This is a genomic window from Shinella sp., from assembly GCF_052438155.1.
In the GTDB taxonomy this organism is placed as follows: Bacteria; Pseudomonadota; Alphaproteobacteria; order Rhizobiales; family Rhizobiaceae; genus Shinella.
This window is the reverse complement of sequence record NZ_JBQVPI010000042.1, coordinates 1-19198: the sequence shown is the minus strand read 5'-3', so window position 1 is coordinate 19198 and position 19198 is coordinate 1. Positions and strand designations below refer to the sequence as shown.

At 63.2% G+C, this 19198-nt stretch carries 17 protein-coding genes; 15 read left to right on the top strand and 2 right to left on the bottom strand.

The window, feature by feature from the left end; genetic code table 11:
• Positions 1-264 precede the first annotated feature (264 nt).
• The 7 genes from ACT6VE_RS31975 to ACT6VE_RS31945 all read left to right on the top strand — a co-directional run bounded on the left by ACT6VE_RS31975 (position 265) and on the right by ACT6VE_RS31945 (position 9042).
• Complete coding sequence (locus ACT6VE_RS31975; protein ID WP_444802272.1) at positions 265-1380, top strand: sugar ABC transporter substrate-binding protein; 1116 nt, start codon at positions 265-267, stop codon at positions 1378-1380.
• Positions 1381-1452: 72 nt separating this feature from the next.
• Entirely contained in the window at positions 1453-2418 is a 966-nt protein-coding gene (locus ACT6VE_RS31970) for an ABC transporter permease (protein WP_444802271.1), read from the top strand.
• Between the two features lie 8 nt (positions 2419-2426).
• Positions 2427-3932 carry a sugar ABC transporter ATP-binding protein gene (locus tag ACT6VE_RS31965; protein ID WP_444802270.1) on the top strand — a complete coding sequence of 502 codons (1506 nt, stop codon included), beginning with the start codon at positions 2427-2429 and terminating at the stop codon, positions 3930-3932.
• Positions 3933-3940: 8 nt separating this feature from the next.
• Positions 3941-4882, top strand: a complete 942-nt coding sequence (locus tag ACT6VE_RS31960) for an ABC transporter permease (protein WP_444802269.1) — start codon at positions 3941-3943, stop codon at positions 4880-4882.
• Between the two features lie 9 nt (positions 4883-4891).
• Positions 4892-5926, top strand: coding sequence for a zinc-dependent alcohol dehydrogenase (locus tag ACT6VE_RS31955; RefSeq protein WP_444802268.1), 1035 nt, complete (start codon positions 4892-4894; stop codon positions 5924-5926).
• A 24-nt stretch (positions 5927-5950) separates the two neighbouring features.
• Positions 5951-7447, top strand: a complete 1497-nt coding sequence (locus tag ACT6VE_RS31950) for an aldehyde dehydrogenase family protein (RefSeq protein ID WP_444802267.1) — start codon at positions 5951-5953, stop codon at positions 7445-7447.
• The gene (locus ACT6VE_RS31945; RefSeq protein WP_444802266.1) at positions 7447-9042 is read left to right on the top strand and encodes a GMC family oxidoreductase; all 1596 of its coding nucleotides are present in this window, start codon (positions 7447-7449) and stop codon (positions 9040-9042) included. The genes ACT6VE_RS31950 and ACT6VE_RS31945 overlap by 1 nt, the downstream gene beginning before the upstream one ends.
• Positions 9043-9094: 52 nt before the next feature.
• Here ACT6VE_RS31945 and ACT6VE_RS31940 read toward each other — a convergent pair whose 3' ends face one another.
• Complete coding sequence (locus ACT6VE_RS31940) at positions 9095-9913, bottom strand: aldo/keto reductase (protein ID WP_444802265.1); 819 nt, start codon at positions 9911-9913, stop codon at positions 9095-9097.
• A gap of 138 nt (positions 9914-10051) precedes the next feature.
• Here ACT6VE_RS31940 and ACT6VE_RS31935 point away from each other — a divergent pair, with 138 nt between their 5' ends.
• Genes ACT6VE_RS31935 through ACT6VE_RS31925 form a run of 3 tightly spaced genes read left to right on the top strand, consistent with a single transcriptional unit; the run spans position 10052 to position 13687 of the window.
• Positions 10052-11623 (top strand): acyl CoA:acetate/3-ketoacid CoA transferase, encoded by a 1572-nt coding sequence (locus ACT6VE_RS31935; protein ID WP_444802264.1) that lies wholly within the window; start codon positions 10052-10054, stop codon positions 11621-11623.
• Positions 11620-12393, top strand: coding sequence for an enoyl-CoA hydratase/isomerase family protein (locus ACT6VE_RS31930; RefSeq protein WP_444802263.1), 774 nt, complete (start codon positions 11620-11622; stop codon positions 12391-12393). The genes ACT6VE_RS31935 and ACT6VE_RS31930 overlap by 4 nt, the downstream gene beginning before the upstream one ends.
• A 34-nt stretch (positions 12394-12427) precedes the next feature.
• Positions 12428-13687, top strand: a complete 1260-nt coding sequence (locus ACT6VE_RS31925; protein WP_444802262.1) for a glycerate kinase type-2 family protein — start codon at positions 12428-12430, stop codon at positions 13685-13687.
• A 39-nt stretch (positions 13688-13726) separates the two neighbouring features.
• Here the strand turns inward: ACT6VE_RS31925 and ACT6VE_RS31920 are convergent, their stop codons facing one another.
• Positions 13727-14743 (bottom strand): aldo/keto reductase, encoded by a 1017-nt coding sequence (locus ACT6VE_RS31920; protein WP_444802261.1) that lies wholly within the window; start codon positions 14741-14743, stop codon positions 13727-13729.
• 156 nt (positions 14744-14899) lie between these two features.
• Here ACT6VE_RS31920 and ACT6VE_RS31915 point away from each other — a divergent pair, with 156 nt between their 5' ends.
• The 5 genes from ACT6VE_RS31915 to ACT6VE_RS31895 form a co-directional block, all read left to right on the top strand.
• Complete coding sequence (locus ACT6VE_RS31915) at positions 14900-16042, top strand: acyl-CoA dehydrogenase family protein (RefSeq protein ID WP_444802260.1); 1143 nt, start codon at positions 14900-14902, stop codon at positions 16040-16042.
• On the top strand, positions 16039-16818 hold the full coding sequence (locus ACT6VE_RS31910; protein ID WP_444802259.1) for a 3-ketoacyl-ACP reductase: 780 nt from the start codon (positions 16039-16041) through the stop codon (positions 16816-16818). Before ACT6VE_RS31915 ends, ACT6VE_RS31910 begins: the two co-directional genes overlap by 4 nt.
• Positions 16819-16829: 11 nt before the next feature.
• The gene (locus ACT6VE_RS31905) at positions 16830-17978 is read left to right on the top strand and encodes a dihydrodipicolinate synthase family protein (protein ID WP_444802258.1); all 1149 of its coding nucleotides are present in this window, start codon (positions 16830-16832) and stop codon (positions 17976-17978) included.
• Between the two features lie 2 nt (positions 17979-17980).
• Positions 17981-18838, top strand: coding sequence for a sugar phosphate isomerase/epimerase family protein (locus tag ACT6VE_RS31900; protein ID WP_444802257.1), 858 nt, complete (start codon positions 17981-17983; stop codon positions 18836-18838).
• A 16-nt stretch (positions 18839-18854) separates the two neighbouring features.
• The coding region (locus ACT6VE_RS31895; protein WP_444802256.1) for an electron transfer flavoprotein subunit beta/FixA family protein at positions 18855-19198 on the top strand (344 nt) is incomplete at its 3' end.

Genomic DNA, 19198 nt, shown 5'->3' with positions numbered 1-19198 from the left:
CTGTCCTCTGCCGCGGTCGGGATGTCTTGCCTGCAACTCATACACGCACGCATCGCCGTCCGTCAAAGCCGGGCGGTGCGATTGCCTGTTGCGATCCTACTGAAAAACACTTGACTTGGGTAGATTGAAAGAAGTAACTAGTTAGTGCGTTAAATGGCGTGAGAGGCACGCTGGAGCGTCTCACCTGAAGGCAGGGTTCCCTTGTCGGCAGCCGGGCCAGCGGTAACGCGGGAAGCGTTTCAATCGGGGATTTGGGAGGAACCAATGTCGACCTTTATCAAGGATTTCATCGAGCGGGAGACGCTCAGCCGTCGCAACTTTCTGTTTGCGGCTGCGGCAGGCATGGGCGCGGCCGCTGTGCCGGGGCTGTTTGGTGCTGGCAGTGCACGCGCCGCGCTGACGGATCCGGCGATCGCCTGGAGCTACCGGGACCGCGCATCGGCCTACTGGAACTCGGTCGTATCCGGTGGCGAGGCCTTCGTGGAATCGCTCGGCAAGCCGAAGAGCGCGCTGGTCAGCCTCATCAACGAGGGCTCGACCGAAAAGTCGCTGGCCGACATCAAGGCCTTCCTTGCCAAGAACAATGGCAATTGCGCCATCGCCTGCGATCCCAATGACAGCCCGAACGCCCGTCCGGTCGTCGAGGCCGTTCAGGCCGCCGGCGCCTATATTTCGACGATCTGGAACAAGACCGACGACCTGCATCCCTGGGATTTCGGCGACAACTACGTCTCGCACATGACCTGGTCGGACGAGCAGCCGGCGGAACAGACCGCCCGCATCCTCTTCGAAGCCATGGGCGGCGAGGGCGGCGTGGTTCATCTCGGCGGTATCGCGGCCAACAACCCGGCCGTCGAGCGTCTTGCCGGCCTGAAGAACGCGCTGAAGGATTTTCCGAAGATCGAACTGCTCGATGCGCAGCCGGCCGATTGGGACACCCAGAAGGGTGCGGCCCTGATGGCCTCGTTCCTCACGCGCCATGGCGACAAGATCAAGGGCGTGCATTGCGCCAACGACAACATCGCCTATGGCGTGATCGAGGCGCTGCGCGCCGAGGGTATCGAGAACATGCCGATCGTTGCCTATGACGGCAATCCCGAAGCCGTGCAGATGGTCATGGATGGCCAGCTTCTCGCCACCGTCTTCACCAATCCGCATTGGGGCGGCGGCATCAGTGCCGCCCTTGCTTACCATGCTGCCATCGGCACCTTCAAACCTTCCGAAGAGCCGAAGGAGCACCGCGAATTCTACGGCCCGACGGTCCTCGTCACCGCCAAGGACGCGGCGGAATTCAAGGCGAAGTACCTTGATACCGTGCCGACCTACGACTGGAAGGACTTCTGGGGGCCGTCTAACGGCCAGATCCAGTACAGGTCCTGACCATAGGCACGGCGGCAGCCGCATGCGCTGCCGCCACATCTCCTGCGAAATCTCATTAGAGGGGTGTCTGACGTGACACGTCGCCTATCGCGCGAAACCTTGATCAAATGGGCGCCTCTTCTGGTGCTGATTGCGCTGGTGATCTTTTTCACCGCGCTCAACCCGACCTTCTTTTCGTTGCGGAACTTTGCCCGTATCGCGATGGCGGCAGCCCCCGCGCTCATGGTCGCCGTCGGCGTCACCTTCATCATCGTCATGGGATCGATCGATCTTTCCATGGAAGGAACGGTTTCACTCACGGCCGTCTCGTTCGCCTTCATTTTCGCCCAACTGGGCGGATCGCTCGCAGGTTTTGGCTGGGTCGCCATCCCGCTGGTTCTCGTGCTCGGTGGACTGATCGGGCTTTTGAACGGGCTGGTGCATGTGAAACTGAAGATCCCGTCCTTCATGGCGAGCCTCGCCATGGGCTTCGTCGGCACGGGTGCGGCGATCCTGCTCACTGGCGGCGACATAGTGAAGGTCAGCGACCCCATCTTCCGGGGCCTGCTCACCGTGCGCTGGCTCGGCTTCCCGTTGATGATCTACGTCGCGGCCTTCTTCCTCTTCATCGGCTGGTTCATCCAGACGCACACGACGCTCGGTCGCAATTTCTACGCCGTCGGCGGCGGTGAGGATCTAGCCCATGCGTCGGGTCTCAACGTCACCCGTGTGCGCGTCACCGGATTTGCACTTGCCGGCGTCTTCTACGCCATCGCTGCGATCCTCGTCGTCGCCCGCATCGGGCAGGCGGAGTCCGTGACGGGCGCGAACTTCATGTTCGTCTCCATCACGTCCGTGGTCGTTGGTGGCGTGGCACTCTGGGGCGGCATCGGTGGTGTGTGGAACGCGCTCGTCGGCGTGCTGATCGTCAATGTCATCGATAACGGCATGGTCGTCATCGGCCTGCCCGATTTCCTCCAGGACGGAGTGCTCGGGCTCCTCGTCATTCTTGCGGTGGTGCTGTCCACCGACCGCAAGATGGTTTCCTTCGTGAAGTGAGGCGCACCATGTACGAGCTGAAATCGGTCGACAAGAAATTCCCCGGCGTCCACGCGCTGAAATCCATTAACTTCCATATCAAGCGCGGCGAGATTGTCGGGCTTGTGGGAGAGAACGGCGCGGGCAAATCCACCCTGATGAAAGTCATCTACGGCGCCTACCAGCCGGACGGCGGCCAGGTTCTCATCAACGGCTCAGCCGTTCGCTTTTCCAATCCGCGCCAGGCGATGGAAAAGGGCATCGGGATGGTGTTTCAGGAGCAGTCCTTGATCCCGAACCTCACCGTCATGGAAAACATCTTCCTTGGCTACGAGCGCCAGTTCGTGCGCTTCGGCGTCGTCGACTGGAAGGCCATGGCGAATGCCGCCAAGGCGCAGCTCGCCAAGGTGAAACTCGATATCGACCCCGCAACCGTAACGTCGAAACTGTCCTTCGTTCAGCGCCAGCTTGTCGAACTCGCGAAGGTTCTGACGTTGGAGGAGCGAGTGAAGGGCGATCTCGTCATCCTGCTCGACGAGCCGACCTCCGTTCTGTCCAAGGACGAGGTGCAACTGCTCTTCAAGCTCGTCCGCGAACTGACGACCCGTGCGTCCTTCATCTTCGTCTCGCACCGTATGGACGAGGTGATGGAGCTGTCCGATCGCATCTACGTCATGAAGGACGGCGAGGTGGTTGACGTGGTCGAGCGCGGTGGCGCGACGGCGGAAGCGATCCAGCACAAGATGGTCGGTCGCAACGTCGACAAGCAATATTATCGCGAGCACCTGCAGACGCCGTTCGATCGCTCGAAAGTACTTGTCGAGATGGCGGGCGTCGGCCTGCCAGGCCGCATCGAGGACATTTCGTTCAAGGTGCACGCCGGCGAAGTTCTGTGTCTCGTCGGTACGGAAGGATCCGGCCGCGAGGCGATCTTGCGCACTATCTACGGCATGCTGACGCCGGTGACCGGCCACCTCAAGATCAAGGGCGTGGATGCGAACGGCTATTCGCCGCGCCAGTCGGTCGCCAGCGGCGTCGGCTATGTGCCGCGCGAGCGAAAGATCGAGGGCATCGTCGCCGGCATGAATGTCTACGAGAACATGACGCTCTCGCAGATGAAGAACCATTCCAGCAACGGTGTTCTACGCGTCGCCGAAGAGCGGGCGCTAGCGCGCGACTGGATCAAGAAACTCTCGATCAAGGCGCATTCGGAATTTGCCGATTGCGGCAATCTCTCGGGCGGCAACCAGCAAAAGGTCGTGCTCGCCAAATGGCGTTCCGGCGGCTCCGATATCATGCTTCTCGACCACCCGACACGCGGCCTCGACATAGGCGCGAAGGAAGACGTCTACGACATGATCCGCGCGATGAGCGCGGCGGGCGTCGGCATCGTGCTCGTCGCCGATACGCTGGAAGAGGCGATCGGCCTGTCGCACACCATCATCGTCGTCAAGGACGGGCGCATGCAGAAAGAATTTGCCTGCGAACCGGGCGCCAAGCCCACGCCCTTCGACCTGCTGCACTACATGATCTGAGGGACAAGATGGATATTCAGCGCCTTAAACCGCACCTGCCTTGGATCACGCTCGCCGTGCTCGTCGCGATCGTCGGTATCAACGATCCGGGCTTCCTGCGCCCTTCGAACCTGCTCGGCATCGCTGGCGATATCGTGCCGCTGTTCATCATGGCGCTCGGGCTCACCTTCGCCATCTATATCGGCGGTATCGACCTTTCGGCCCAGTCCATGGCGAACATGGTGACGGTCGTCGCCTCGGTCTATCTTGCGTCGATGGGGGCGTGGGTCGCTGTGCTCTGCGTGCTCGCGGGCTTCCTGCTTGGCATGCTCTCCGGCTATGTCACAACGCGCCTTTTCGTGCCGTCCTTCATCTCGACGCTCGCCGTCGGCGGCGTTGCCTTCTCGATCGCGCAATGGCTTTCCGGCCAGCGGGCGCTCAACATGGATGCGACGCAGCGCAACGAGACCTTCGGCTGGATGATCGGTCGCACCTGGGGCGTGCCGCATGAGCTGCTGATTGCCGCCGTGCTCGTCGCGATCTGCCTGCTCATTGAACGGCGGACGACGCTTGGCCGAGCCTTGAAGGCGGTCGGCGCCGGCGAGCTTGCTGCCGCCGCCTCGGGGCTCAACGTCGCGCGCTACAAGATCCTCGCCTTCGCGATTTCCGGTGCGCTTGCCGCCATCGCCGGCCTGCTCTTCGCGGTAAAGCTTTCGGGCGGTGCGCCGACGATTGCCAACGGTTTCCTTTTGCCAGCGATCGTTGCCGTTCTTGTCGGCGGCACGCCGCTGACGGGCGGGGTCGGGGGCGTGGTCAATACGGTGATCGGTACGCTTATTGTCGCCGTCATCCGCGCATCGATGCTCTATTTCGAGATTGACGCGACACGCCAGCAGATCGTCTTCGGCATCGTGCTGATCGTCGCCATCGCGCTCACCATCGACCGCGCCAAGCTGCGCACCGTGAAGTGAGGGATGGCGATGAGCACCATGCGCGCTGCCGTTCTGATCGCGCCGAAGCGCTTCGAACTGCGTGACGTTCCAGTCCCGGCCATCGGGCCGGAGGATGTCCTGGTGCGGGTAACGCGCACCGGCATCTGCGGCACGGACATTCACATCTTCAACGGTCACTACGCCGCCGACAAACTGCCGCTGATCCCCGGTCATGAGTTCTGCGGAACGATCGCAGAGCGCGGCGCCAATGTCCGGCATCTGGCCGTCGGCGCGCGCGTGGTTGTCGACATCAATATCGGCTGCGGCACCTGCTTCTGGTGCCGTCGCAACGAGGTGCTGAACTGCGCCGAAGTCACCCAGGTCGGTATCGGCAGGGATGGCGGCTTTGCCGAGTTCGTCGCTGTGCCTGCGCGCCTTACTATCCCCGTCGAGGCCGATATCCCTGACGATATCCTGGCCCTCACCGAGCCGGTCGCCTGCGTCGTTCGCGCTGCGCGCAAGGCGAAGGTGACGTTCGGCCAGTCCGTCGTCATCTTCGGCGCCGGGCCGATTGGCAGTCTGCATGTTCAGATGATGCGGCTCGTCGGTGCGGCGCCCATCATCGTCGCCGATCTTTCGGCCGATCGCTGCCGCATGGCGCTCGAAGCGGGGGCGGATGCTGTGGTGTCCGATCCGGCGGAGCTGAAGGCAACCGTGCTTCGGATGACGGGCGGGCGCGGTGCGGATTTCGTCATCGAAAGCGTCGGCAATCGAAAACTCTACGAGCAGGCCTTTGACCTGGCGCGTCGCGGCGGACATGTCGCTTTCTTCGGCATCACCCCGCCGGGCGAAACGGTCCCCGTCGATATCCTCCGCACGGTGTTGGAGGAGGGCAGCCTCAAGGGGTCCGTTGCCGGCATGGGGGAGGATATGCACGACGCGCTGACTTTGCTGTCGCATGGCCGTTTCCGCACGGATGATTTCACCAGGGCAAGCTATTCCCTGGAGAATATCCAGGAGGCTTTCGAAACTCTCGGCGACCGGCCGCAGGACCTGAAGACACAGATCGCCATAGCGGCGTAAGACCTATTGAAGTGGAGGTATCCCATGGACCAGAAGAACCAGTTCCTTTCTGCCCCGACCGCAGCGCGTGCCTTCGGCTTTTTTGTCGACGGAGAGTGGAAGGACGGCGCGGAGCACTTCGAGCGTAGCTCGCCGGGTCATGGTACGCCGGTCACGCACACGGTTCGCTGCACGGTCGATGACCTGAATTCCGCCGTTGCTGCAGCCCGTCGCGCCTTCGAGGATCGCCGCTGGGCCGGCCTTTCTGGTGCCGCGCGCGGAAGCGTCCTGCTGCGCGTCGCCGAAATCCTGCGTCGCCGCCGTGATGAGATCGCGTATTGGGAAGCCTTGGAAAACGGCAAGCCGATTTCGCAGGCTCGCGGCGAGATCGATCACTGCATCGCCTGCTTTGAAGTCGGCGCCGGTGCGGCCCGCATGCTGCATGGCGACAGCTTCAATTCGCTCGGCGACGATCTCTTCGGCATGGTGCTGCGCGAGCCGATCGGCGTCGTCGGTCTCATCACGCCCTGGAACTTCCCGTTCCTGATCCTCTGCGAGCGCGTGCCCTTCATCCTCGCCTCGGGTTGCACGATGGTCGTGAAACCCTCCGAAGTCACCGCCGCGACGACGCTGCTGCTCGCCGAAGTTTTGGCCGAAGCGGGCCTGCCGGCGGGTGTCTACAACGTCGTCACCGGCTCCGGCCGCACGATCGGTCAGGCGCTTTCCGAGCACCCGGATGTCGACATGCTGTCCTTCACCGGCTCGACGGCCGTCGGTCGCTCCTGCGTCCACGCGGCCGCAGACAGCAACTTCAAGAAGCTCGGCCTTGAGCTTGGCGGCAAGAACCCGATCATCGTCTTCGCCGATTCCGATCTCGAAGACGCCGCCGATGGTGCGGCCCTCGGCATCAGCTTCAACACTGGACAGTGCTGCGTTTCCTCTTCGCGCCTTATCGTCGAGCGTTCCGTTGCCGAGAAGTTCGAAAAGCTGCTCGTCGAAAAGATGAAGAAGATCCGCGTTGGCGATCCGCTCGATGAGCGCACACAGGTCGGCGCCATCACCACCGAAGCGCAGAACGCCACGATCCTCGACTACATCGCCCAGGGCAAGGCCGCCGGCGCCAAGCTGCTCACCGGTGGCGAAGCGATCGATCTCGGCCGCGGCCAGTACATTGCGCCAACGCTCTTCTCCGGCGTTTCCCGCGACATGGCGATTGCCCGAGACGAGATTTTCGGCCCCGTCCTGTGCTCCATGCATTTCGAGACGGTGGAAGAAGCCATTCAGCTTGCCAATGACACCGTCTATGGACTTGCGGCGAGCGTCTGGACGAAGAATATCGACAAGGCGCTGACGGTGAGCCGCCGGGTGCGTGCCGGGCGCTTCTGGGTCAACACGATCATGGCGGGCGGTCCTGAAATGCCGCTTGGCGGGTTCAAGCAATCCGGCTGGGGCCGCGAGGCCGGCATGTATGGGGTGGAGGAGTATACGCAGGTGAAGTCCGTTCATGTCGAGATCGGCAAGCGCAACCATTGGATCGCATGATGTCCGCCGGCTATGACTATGTGATCGTCGGCGGCGGCACCTCCGGCTGCGTGCTGGCGGCGCGGCTTTCGGAAAACCCGTCCGCCCGGGTCTGCCTCGTCGAGGCGGGCGGACGCGACACCAATCCGCTCATCCACATGCCCGTCGGCTTCGCCAAGATGACGACGGGGCCGCTGACCTGGGGCCTGAAGACCGCGCCCCAGAAACACGCCAACAACCGCGAGATCCTCTACGCGCAGGCCAAGGTGCTCGGTGGCGGCTCGTCGATCAATGCCGAGGTTTTCACCCGCGGCGTGCCCGGCGATTACGACCGCTGGGTCGAGGAGGGCGCCGAGGGCTGGGGCTTCAAGGACATCCAGAAGTACTTCCTGCGTTCGGAGGGCAATTCTATCCTCTCCGGCGCCTGGCATGGCACGGACGGCCCACTCGGCGTCTCGAACATTCCCGAGCCGCAGCGCATGACACGCGCCTTCGTGCAGAGCTGCCAGGAGTTCGGCATTCCCTACAATCCGGACTTCAACGGTCCGGTGCAGGAGGGCGCTGGCGTCTACCAGACGACGACACGCAATAATCGGCGCTGCTCGGCGGCCGTCGGCTATCTGCGGCCGGCCCTGAATCGTCCGAACCTGACCGTCGTCACGGGTGCGCTTGTCCTGCGCGTCGTCTTTGAAGGACGCCGGGCTGTCGGCGTGGAATATGAAGTCGGCGGCAATCGCACGGTCGCACGGGCGGAAAGCGAAGTGCTCCTCACTTCCGGTGCCATCGGCACGCCGAAGCTCATGATGCTCTCGGGCATCGGGCCGGCGGATGCGTTGAAAAGCCATGGGATCGATGTCGTGCAGGATATGGCCGGTGTCGGGCAGAACCTGCAGGACCACTTTGGCGTCGACATCGTCGCGGAGCTGAAGAACCACGACAGTCTCGACAAGTACAACAAGCTGCACTGGTCGATCTGGGCGGGTATTCAGTACACGCTCTTCAACTCCGGTCCCATCACGTCAAACGTCGTGGAGGGTGGTGCGTTCTGGTACGGCGACAAGGCAAGTCCGACGCCGGACCTGCAGTTCCATTTCCTCGCAGGCGCAGGCGCGGAAGCCGGCGTTCCCGGCGTGCCGAAGGGCTCGTCCGGTATCACGCTGAATTCCTACACGCTGCGGCCGAAGTCGCGCGGGACCGTGAGCCTGCGCTCGGCCGATCCGCGCGCCCTGCCGGTCATCGATCCGAACTTCCTTGCCGATCCCGACGACGTAAAAATCTCGGTCGAAGGTGTGAAGATCAGCCAGGAGATTTTTGCGCAAGCCTCGCTGCAAAAATACATCAAGGCGCTGCATTTCCCCGATCGCAATGTGCGGACGGAAGCGGACTATGTGGCCTATGCGCGCCAGTACGGGCGCACCTCCTACCACCCGACCTGCACCTGCAAGATGGGGCGTGACGAGATGTCGGTGGTCGATCCGCAACTGCGCGTGCACGGCCTCGATGGCATCCGCATCTGCGACAGTTCTACCATGCCGAGCCTCGTCGGCTCCAACACCAATGCGGCGACGATCATGATCGGGGAAAAGGCATCGGACATGATCCGCGGCAATGCCTGATCGATCGGCAGCCCGTAAGTGAGAAGGGCGGCCTTGCGGCCGCCCTTCTGCGTTAATCCCATTCGGGAACCCACGGCAGTTGCCCCGGCTTGATGATGCGGTAGCTTGTGGCGTTCAGGGCGTCGATCCTGTCCATGTCGATCGACGATAACGTGAAATCCATGATGTCGAAATTTGCCCGGATGTTTTCCGGTTTCGTCGACATCGTGTTCAGCGGCACGCCCTTCTGCAGAATCCATCGCAACACGACCTGCGCGGCCGACTTGCCGTAGGTTTTGCCGATCTCGGCAAAGAGGCCATGTTTGAACACTTCGCCGCGGGCGATCGACGCATAGGACGAAAGCGGAATGCCCGTCTCCGATGCGGCGGCGAGAAGTTTTTGCTGATCGACCAGCGGATGAAACTCCACCTGGTTGGTGACGAGCGGCCCATGGACCACAGTGCGTGCCACATGCATCATGCGGGCCGTATAGTTCGAGACGCCGATAGTGTCTGCAAAGCCGCGGTCCTTGGCCGTCTGCAACAGGCGCAGGGACGGTGCCACGTCGCCACCGACGGGCGGCCAGTGCAGCAGAAGTGCATCGACGCGATCGACCTGCAGCGCCTTCAGGCTGGCCTCAACCGAGGGCAGGAATTTCTCCTCCGAATAGTTGTCGGGGTGGACCTTCGTGGTGATGCAGAGGTCTTTGCGTGCGACGCCGCAGGCAGCGAGTGCCGCACCCGTATCGGCCTCGTTGCCATACATTTGCGCAGTGTCGAACGCCCGGTATCCGGCGTCGATAGCGGCATCGATGGCGTTTCTGAGGTCGTCCGCTTTCAACGGATAGGTGCCGAAACCCCGCTGAAAACTCTTCTGGAAATAGATGTTCATGCCTCCTCCTTTGCGGGCTGATGTGCCGGCAGCGCGATTGCCATTCAACGCGAAAATCTCACTTGCCGGATTGTCCTGGCTGTGATTAATGTATAACTAGTTAGTTACTTAATGCAATCGGGAACGGAGATTTCGGCGATGAAGAAGGTGAAGACTGCACAGGAGGCTGCCCAGCTCGTCAGGGACGGAGCCGTCGTTGCCGTCAACTCTTCCTCCGGCCTTTGCTGCCCAGACGCGGTGCTGAAAGCACTCGGCGAGCGCTTCGACAACGAGGGCCATCCGCGTGGCCTGACCTCCATCCACCCGATCGCCGCCGGCGACTTTTTCGGCACGCGGGGTGTCGATCACATCGCCAAGCCGGGCATGCTGGTGAAGATCATCGGCGGCTCCTACCCATCCGGACCAAGCAATGCCGAACCGCCGCTCATCTGGCAGATGATCCTCAAGGAGGAACTCGCCGCCTGGAACGTGCCCTCCGGCATCGTTTTCGACATGCTGCGCGAAGGGGCGGCCAAGCGCCCCGGCGTGCTGACCAAGGTCGGCATGGAAACCTTTGTCGATCCCGATCAGGACGGCTGTGCGATGAATGCCAGCGCGCGCGCCGCACCGCTCGTCAAGCGTGTTGCCTTCGAGGGCGAGGACTGGCTGCATTTCCCGGCGATCCGTCCCGATGTCGCGATCATCCGCGCAACAACCGCGGACGAGAAGGGCAACCTGACCTTCGAACAGGAGGGCGCGACCCTCGGTGCGATGGAAATGGCGCTTGCGGCCCGCAATTCCGGCGGCCTCGTCATCGCGCAGGTCAAGCGCGTGGCGGCGAGTGGAACGTTGCGGCCGCATGACGTGCGTGTGCCCGGCATTCTCGTCGACGTCATCGTTGAGGCGCCCGACCAGTTGCAGACGACGGCTACGCCCTATGATCCGGCGATCTCGGGCGAACTCTTCCGCCCGCTCGAAACGTTCCGCCTGCCCGCGCTGGATGTCGGCAAGGTCATCGCCCGCCGCGTGGCGCAGGAACTGAAGGCCGACTGGGCCGTCAATATCGGCTTCGGCATTTCGGCCAATGTGCCGCGCATCCTCATCGAGGAAGGGTTGCATGGCAAGGTCACCTGGGTGATCGAGCAGGGGGCCGTCGGCGGCGTGCCGCTGCTCGATTTCAAGTTCGGCTGCGCCTCCAATGCCGAGGCCTTCGTCGCCTCGCCGCATCAGTTCTGTTATTTCCAGGCAGGCGGCTTCGACTGCTCGCTGCTGTCCTTTCTCGAGATCGATGCCGAGGGATCAGTCAATGTCAGCCGCCTCGCGGCAACGCCGCACCGCACAGCCGGCGCCGGTGGTTTCGTGGACATCACCTCGCGCGCGAAAAAGATCGTCTTCTCGGGCAATTTCAATGCAGGCGCAAAGATGCATGTCGAGGATGGCCGCCTGGTGATCGACAAGGAGGGCCGCATCGCCAAGTTCGTGCCGAAGGTCGATCAGGTCAGTTTCTCCGGCAAGCGCGCCCGTGCGCAGGGGCAGGAGATCACCTATGTGACCGAGCGCTGCGTGATCGAACTCGATGCGGACGGGCTCGTCGTCACCGAGATCGCTCCCGGCCTCGATCTCCAGCGCGATGTTCTCGATCAGGCCGCGACTCCGTTGCGGGTCTCGAAGACGCTCAAGGTGATGGAGGATGCGCTGTTTCGCGCTGAAACCATGGGGCTGGTGCTGTGAGCGATCCGCGCGTTGGACTTTCCATCGAGGACTGCGTTGCACGGATTACCCTGCGTCGTCCGGAAAAGCTGAACGCGATCGACGAGGATATGATCGACGCCCTGTTGCAGGCGTGTCGCGTCATCGAACGCTCGGATGCCCGGGTCGCAATCCTTGCCGGCGAGGGCGGAAAATCCTTCTGTGCGGGCGGTGATATCGAGGCGTGGAGCAGTCTTGACACAGAAGCGTTCTCGCGCCGCTGGTTGCGCGACGGGCATGGCGCTTTCGACGCATTGGCGCGTCTTACGGTTCCGCTGATCGCAGTGCTGAATGGCCACGCGCTCGGTGGCGGGCTGGAGCTTGCTGCCTGCGCGGACCTGCGCATCGCCGAGGCGCATGTGAAGGTCGGCCAGCCGGAGCCCGGCCTTGGCATCATCCCTGGCTGGTCCGGCACGCAGCGTGCTTCACGCCGCTTTGGTACGCAGCTCGTTCGCCGCATGGCGCTTTTCGGCGAGGTTTATGCGGCGCAGGAGGCGCTTGCGCTAGGTCTCGTCGATCAGGTCGTGGCGACGGGTGAGGGCGCTGCTGCCGCAGACGCTGCTGCGGCGCGCGTGCTGAAACGCTCGCCACGAGCGACGGAGTTGACAAAGATGCTGATCAACGCCGCCGAGGGCGAGGAAAACGAGCGGGTCGTCGAGGCTTTGGCCGGGGCCGTGGCGGCTGCATCAGAGGATCTGACGGAAGGGCTTGCTGCCTACAGGCAGAAGCGACCCGCCCATTTCGGCAAGTAGCCCCGTTTCAACACCCGATATCCATGGCGTTCTCATGAAGCCCGAAGACAAAGACTTTCTCGCAGAGCTTTTTCGTGCCGCGGTCGAGGCTGCGGATCCGGAAAAAGCCGTGAGCGCATACCTGCCGACCCGGCCCAAGGGGCGGACCGTCGTGATTGGCGCTGGCAAAGGCGCTGCACAGCTTGCGGCAGCTTTCGAAAAGCTGTGGGAGGGGCCGCTGGAAGGTGTTGTGGTGACGCGCTACGGCTATGCCGCGCCCTGCCGGCGCATCCGTGTGCTCGAGGCGGCCCATCCCGTACCCGATGCGGCGGGGCTTGCGGCATCGCAGGCACTTTTCGACGCCGTAACGGGGCTTACCGAGGACGATCTCGTCGTCGCGCTGATATGCGGCGGCGGTTCCGCGCTTCTTCCCGCTCCGCCCGGTAATCTGACGCTGGAGGATGAGGCTGCGCTGAACAGCGCGCTCCTTTCAAGCGGCGCGCCGATTTCCATCATGAACGTCCTTCGAAAGCAGGTCTCCGATATCAAGGGCGGGCGGCTTGCTGCGGCCTGTCATCCTGCGAAGGTTGTAACGCTCGTCGTCTCCGATGTCCCAGGCGACGATGCGGCGCAGGTCGCGAGCGGGCCGACGGTGCCGGATGCAAGCGATCGTGAAGAGGCACGCGCACTGGTCAAGACATGGGGTATCAAGCTGCCCGAGCGGATCGAGGCTTGGCTCGGCGGACAGGAGGGGGAGCCACCGTCGCCGGATGACCCGGTCTTTGCCGCTCATGAGGTCCATGTCATCGCTTCCGCCCGTCTCTCCCTGGAGGCTGCTGCACAACGGGCGGAGGCCCTTGGCGTGCCTGCCGTCATCTTGTCGGATTGCATCGAGGGCGAGGCGCGCGACGTCGGGCGCGTTCATGCCGCGATAGCGCGTGAAGTCGCCAGTCGCGGCCGCCCATTTTCGCGCCCGGTCGTCATCCTCTCGGGCGGGGAGACGACGGTGACTGTCAGGGGGCGTGGCAAGGGCGGACGCAACACGGAGTTCCTGCTGTCGCTTGCGCTCGCAGACGAGGGCGTTCCCTTCGCGGCGCTTGCTGCCGACACGGATGGTATCGACGGCTCGGAGGACAATGCAGGTGCGTTTGCCGATGGCGCCAGCATGAGGCGTTTGCGCGAACTGGGGACGGATCCCTCAGCCCTGCTCGCCGGCAACGACGCCTGGACGGCGTTCCACCGACTGGGCGACCTGTTCGTGCCCGGTCCGACAGGGACCAACGTCAATGACTTCAGGGCAATTCTGATCCGCTAAAACTGCCCGCGCCGCCTTCGCAGCGCGGGCAGGCGCGGTTTACGCCGGAACGGGCGCATCCTCGCGCAACAGGCCTTTTTTCTTCAGATCTGCCCAGAAGTCGGCTGGGATCGGATGGGCGAACCACGCAAGGTTCTGGTCCAGCTGTTCGATCGTGCGCGTGCCTGCCATGAAGGACGGGACAGCGGGGTGGGCTACGACGAACTGCAGGGCCGCTGCTGCAAGCGGCACGCCATGTTCGGCGCAGACGGCCTCGATCTTCGCGACCTTTTCCATGATCTCCCGCGGTGCGGGAGCATAGTTGTACTTCGCACCTTCCTTCGCGCCCGTGGCAAGGATTCCCGAGTTGAAGCCACCGCCGACGACCACTGCCGCACCGCGCGCCTCGCAGAGCGGCAGGAAGGTGTCCAGCGCTTCCTGTTCGAGCAGGGTATAGCGCCCTGCCAGCAGGAAGCAGTCGAAATCGTGGCGTAGCAGCGCTTCGTGGCAGACCTGCCATTCGTTGACCCCGACGCCGATCGCCTTCACGAGCTTTTCCGAGCGTAGCTGCTCCAGTGCCCGCCAGGCGCCGTCCATCGCCTGCTCGAACACCTCCGGCTGTTCGCTCCCGCGCGTGAAAACGTCGATGTCGTGGATGAAGCACATATCCATGCGCTCCAGCCCAAGCCTCTGCAGGCTGTCCTCGAAGGCGCGCATCGTACCATCGTAGCTGTAGTCGAAATGCATGGTGAACGGCGCGGCATTCGTCCAGGGTGCGAAGTCGATCGTATCGCGCCGTGCCGGGCGCAGCAGACGCCCAACCTTGGAGGCGAGCACGAAGTCGTCCCGGTTCTTCCAGCGCAGCGCATGGCTGGTCCGCAGTTCGGCGAGGCCATGGCCATACATCGGGGCGGTGTCGAAGAATCGCACGCCAGCCTCCCAGGCGCGCGCGAACATTTCCTGCGACGTCTCCTCGTCTATCTCGCGAAAAATGTTGCCGAGTGGGGCGGTTCCGAAGCCGAAGGCGGTCACGTCGAGGTCCGTTCGACCGAATTTCCGCTTTTCTCCTGGATGCATGTCGTCCTCCTTAAGTAACTGAATAGTGAATAATATGCACGGGGCCAAACCGCTGTGCAAGCAGCTACATTTGTGGCGCGCGAATTTTTCCATCTTGACGTTCACCGAAGGTCGAATGTATGTAACCAGATAGTTACTAGATGGGAGGAGAGGCAGATGTATCTCACCGAAACACAGGAGCAGGTGCGCGAGATGGCGCGCGCTTTTGCTGACGAAACGATCCGCCCTCTGGCCGAGGAACTCGACCGCGAGGAGCGCTTCCCCGCGGACCTCTACGAGGAGATGGCAAAGCTCGGCCTCTTCGGCATCGGCGTGCCGGAAGCGCTCGGTGGGCCTGGTTTTGATACGCTCACCTATGCGCTTGTCATGGAGGAGTTGAGCCGTGGTTATGCTTCTGTCGCCGACCAGTGCGGGTTGATCGAACTCATCTCGAGCCTCCTCGTTCGCCACGGCACGGAAAGCCAGCAGGCCCTGCTCCCTGAGATCCTCGGCATGCGCGCGAAGGTTGCCTACTGCATCACCGAGCCGGAGGCAGGCACCGATGTATCGGGCATCCGCACCACGGCAACACGCGACGGAAACGGCTGGCGGCTGAATGGCGGCAAGATCTGGATCCACAATGCCCCGGTCGCCGACTACGGCTTCGTGCTGGCGCGCACGGACAAGGAAGCCGGCAACCGCGGCATGTCGATCTTCATCGTCGACCTGCATTCGGCTGGCGTCGAAAGAGGGCCGAAGGAACACAAGATGGGGCAGCGCGCCAGCCAGGTCGGCGCGCTGAACTTCACGGATGTGCGCCTGCCGGCCGATTCCCTTCTCGGCACGGAAGGCCGCGGCTTCCACATGATGATGTCGGTGCTCGACAAGGGGCGTGTCGGCATTGCCTCGCTCGCGGTCGGCATCGCGCAGGCCGGCCTCGAGGCAGCACTCGACTACGCTGGGACGCGCAAGCAGTTCGGCAAGGCGATTTCCGATTTCCAGGGTGTACAGTGGCTGCTCGCCGATATGGCGAAGGACATCGAGGCCGCGCGCCTGCTCGTCCATTCCGCCGCCTCGAAGATCGACAGTGGGGCGGACGCGACAAAAGCCTGCTCCATTGCAAAATGTTTTGCCGGCGACATGGCCGTGCAGCGCACCGCCGATGCCGTGCAGGTCTTTGGCGGCTCCGGCTACATCCGCGGTTTCGAGGTGGAACGTCTCTACCGTGACGCGAAAATCACCCAGATCTATGAAGGCACCAACCAGATCCAGCGCATGATCATCGCGCGCGAACTCCTGAAGAAGGGCGCACGGGCATGAGCGCCGCGTCTGCCCGGCCGGCGGCACTCGTCACGGGCTCTTCGCGCGGCATCGGGCTTGCCGTTGCCGAGGCCTTGGCACGGGAGGGCTTTGCGGTCGCGATTAACGCGCCGGTCGAGGATGCCGAGCTTGCCGCCGCCGTCGCCCGAATCGCCGCCTATGGCGTTCCGGTGGCCGCCGCTCCTTTCGATGTTTCAGCGATCGGCAGTCATGATGCGGCGCTTGGTGCGGTTGAGGATAAACTCGGGCCGCTCACCACCCTGGTCAACAATGCCGGTGTCGGCGTGCTAAAGCGCGGCGACATGCTGGAGGTCTCGGAAGAGAGCTGGGACCGCTGCTTTGCCGTCAACACGAAGGCCCTGTTCTTCCTGAGCCTGGCCTTCGCCCGCCGCCTTCTTGCGCGCAGTCGACCACCGCTCTTCCATTCGATCGTCAACGTCACCTCGTCGAATGCCGTCGCGGTAGCGGAGCAGCGTTCGGAATACTGTGCCTCGAAGGCCGCTGCCGCCATGGTTTCCAAGACGCTCGCCGTCCGGCTCGGGCGGGAGAACATCGCCGTCTATGACGTCCAGCCCGGCCTGATCGCCACCGAGATGACAGCGCCTGTCATCGAGGCTTATCGCGAACGGGCGTCGCAGGGCCTCACGCTCTTCCCGCGCGTCGGCGAACCGGACGAGGTCGGCACGCTGATCGCATCGCTTGCGACCGGCCGGCTTCCCTACACAACCGGACTGTCGATCCCGGCCGATGCCGGCATGCTCGTCCCGCGTTTCTGAGGTCTCTTTCCATGAAAATCGCCCTTCCCGATACCGCCGGCCGCCGCACCGACTATGCCCTGACCGGAACACCGATCGCGGCTGCGACGCTCGGTAAAAACCCGGCGCGCGTGGTCTACTCCGCCGCTCATGTCGTCGCCGATCCTTTCACAGTGAATGATCCCTCGGGTCGCGCTACGGTGGACTGGTCGAAGACGATGGAGTTTCGCCGCTACCTCGCCGGCCTTGGCCTCGGCATTGCCGAGGCGATGGATACGGCGCAGCGCGGCATGGGGCTCGATTGGCCAGGCGCGCTCGAACTGATCCGCCGCACGCGCGAGGAGCTTCCGGATGCGCTCGTCGCCAACGGTTGCGGCACGGATCATCTCGACCCCGCGACGGTGACGAGCCTGGACGATGTGCGCCGGGCCTATCTGGAACAGGCGGAAGCCATCCAGAAACTTGGTGGCCGCCTCATCCTCATGGCCTCCCGCGCCCTGGTGCGCGTCGCGAAGGGGCCGGACGATTACGTCAAGGTCTACTCCGATGTGCTTGCCGCGAGCGACGAGCCGGTGATCCTGCATTGGCTGGGCGATATGTTCGACCCACAACTTGCCGGCTATTGGGGCGATGCGGCGTTTGAGCCCGCCATGCAGGCGGCGCTCGCGGTCATCGAAGCGAACACGGCGAAGGTCGACGGCATCAAGATTTCCCTCCTCGACAAGGAGAAGGAGATCGTCATGCGCCGCCGCCTTCCGGCCGGCGTGAAAATGTATACGGGCGACGACTTCAACTATCCCGAACTCATCGAAGGTGACAGTGAAGGGTTTTCGCATGCTCTGCTCGGTATCTTCGACCCGCTTGCACCGGCCGCGGCCTATGCTGTGGAGCGGCTGGGCGAGGGCGACAAAGCAGCGTTTCGTGCGACGCTCGACCCGACCGTGCCGCTCGCCCGTCTGATTTTCCGCGCACCGACCCAGTATTACAAGACTGGCGTTGTCTTCCTCGCCTGGTTGAATGGCTTCCAGGATCACTTCGTGATGCTGAACGGCGCTCAGGCCATGCGGCCGCTGCCCTATTTCGTCGAGGTCTTCTGCCTTGCCGACCAGTGCGGCCTGCTGCGGAATCCGGAGCTTGCAGTCGAGCGCATGAAGAAGCTGCTCGCCCTCTACGGCGCATGATGATGCGTGATTTTTCGAGCGACCATTCGGCCCTGGCACTGAACACCGCCAGCCTCGGGCACAACCTCGAAGGCCATGGAGCGGGATGGGAGCCCGAGCGGGTGATAGATGCCTGCGCCGCGCGCGGTTTCGGCGCCATCGTCTTCTGGCGCCGGGAAATCGGTGCACGGGCCATCGAGATCGGGGACCGAGCGCGGGCTGCGGGCCTGTCCGTGGCCGGGCTTTGCCGCACCCCGTTTCTCGTCGGCACGGAGGCCATCGACAAGGCTGCGGTTCTCGACGAGGCAAAGGCCTCCATCGACATGGCCGCCGGCCTTGGTGCCGCCGTGCTGACGATTGTGGTGGGAGGTGTGCATCCCGGCACCAAGGGCACGGCCGAGAGCCTCAAGATCGTGGCCGACCGTGTCGCCGACCTCGCACCCTATGCGGCAGCGAGCAATGTCAAACTGGCGCTCGAACCGCTCAATCCCGTCTATGCCGGCAACCGCTCCTGCCTGACGACGGTGCGGGATGCTCTCGACATCTGCGACGCGGTCGATGCAACAAACCTCGGCGTTGCCGTCGATGTCTATCATGTCTGGTGGGACCGGGGCCTCGATACCCAACTGGCACGTGCCGGCAAGGCCCGGATCTTCGGCTACCATCTCTGCGACTGGCTCGCCGATACGCGCGATGTCCTGCTCGATCGCGGCATGATGGGCGACGGCGTCGCCGATCTCAAGGCGATCCGCAAAGGCGTCGAGGGCGCTGGTTACGCCGGGCCGTGCGAAGTCGAGATCTTTTCTGCGAACAACTGGTGGAAGCGCGACCCCGGCGAGGTTCTCGACGTGATGGTCGACCGTTTCCGCACCCTCTGCTGACGACAAGGAGAATTCCATGAAACTGCTCGTTCCGATCAAGCGGGTCGTTGATTACAACGTCAAAATTCGCGTCAAGTCTGACGGCTCGGGCGTCGAGCTTGCGAATGTGAAGATGTCGATGAACCCGTTCGACGAGATTTCAGTCGAGGAAGCGTTGCGGCTGAAGGAAGCCGGCAAGGCGGAGGAAGTGATCGTCGTGTCGATCGGTCCCGCCAAAGCCGAAGAGACGCTGCGCACCGCGCTCGCCATGGGTGCCGACCGCGCCGTGCTGGTTGAGACAGAAGATCAGGTCGAGCCGCTCGCGGTCGCGAAGATCCTCAAGGGCGTCGCTGAAGCCGAACAGCCGGGCCTGATCATCGT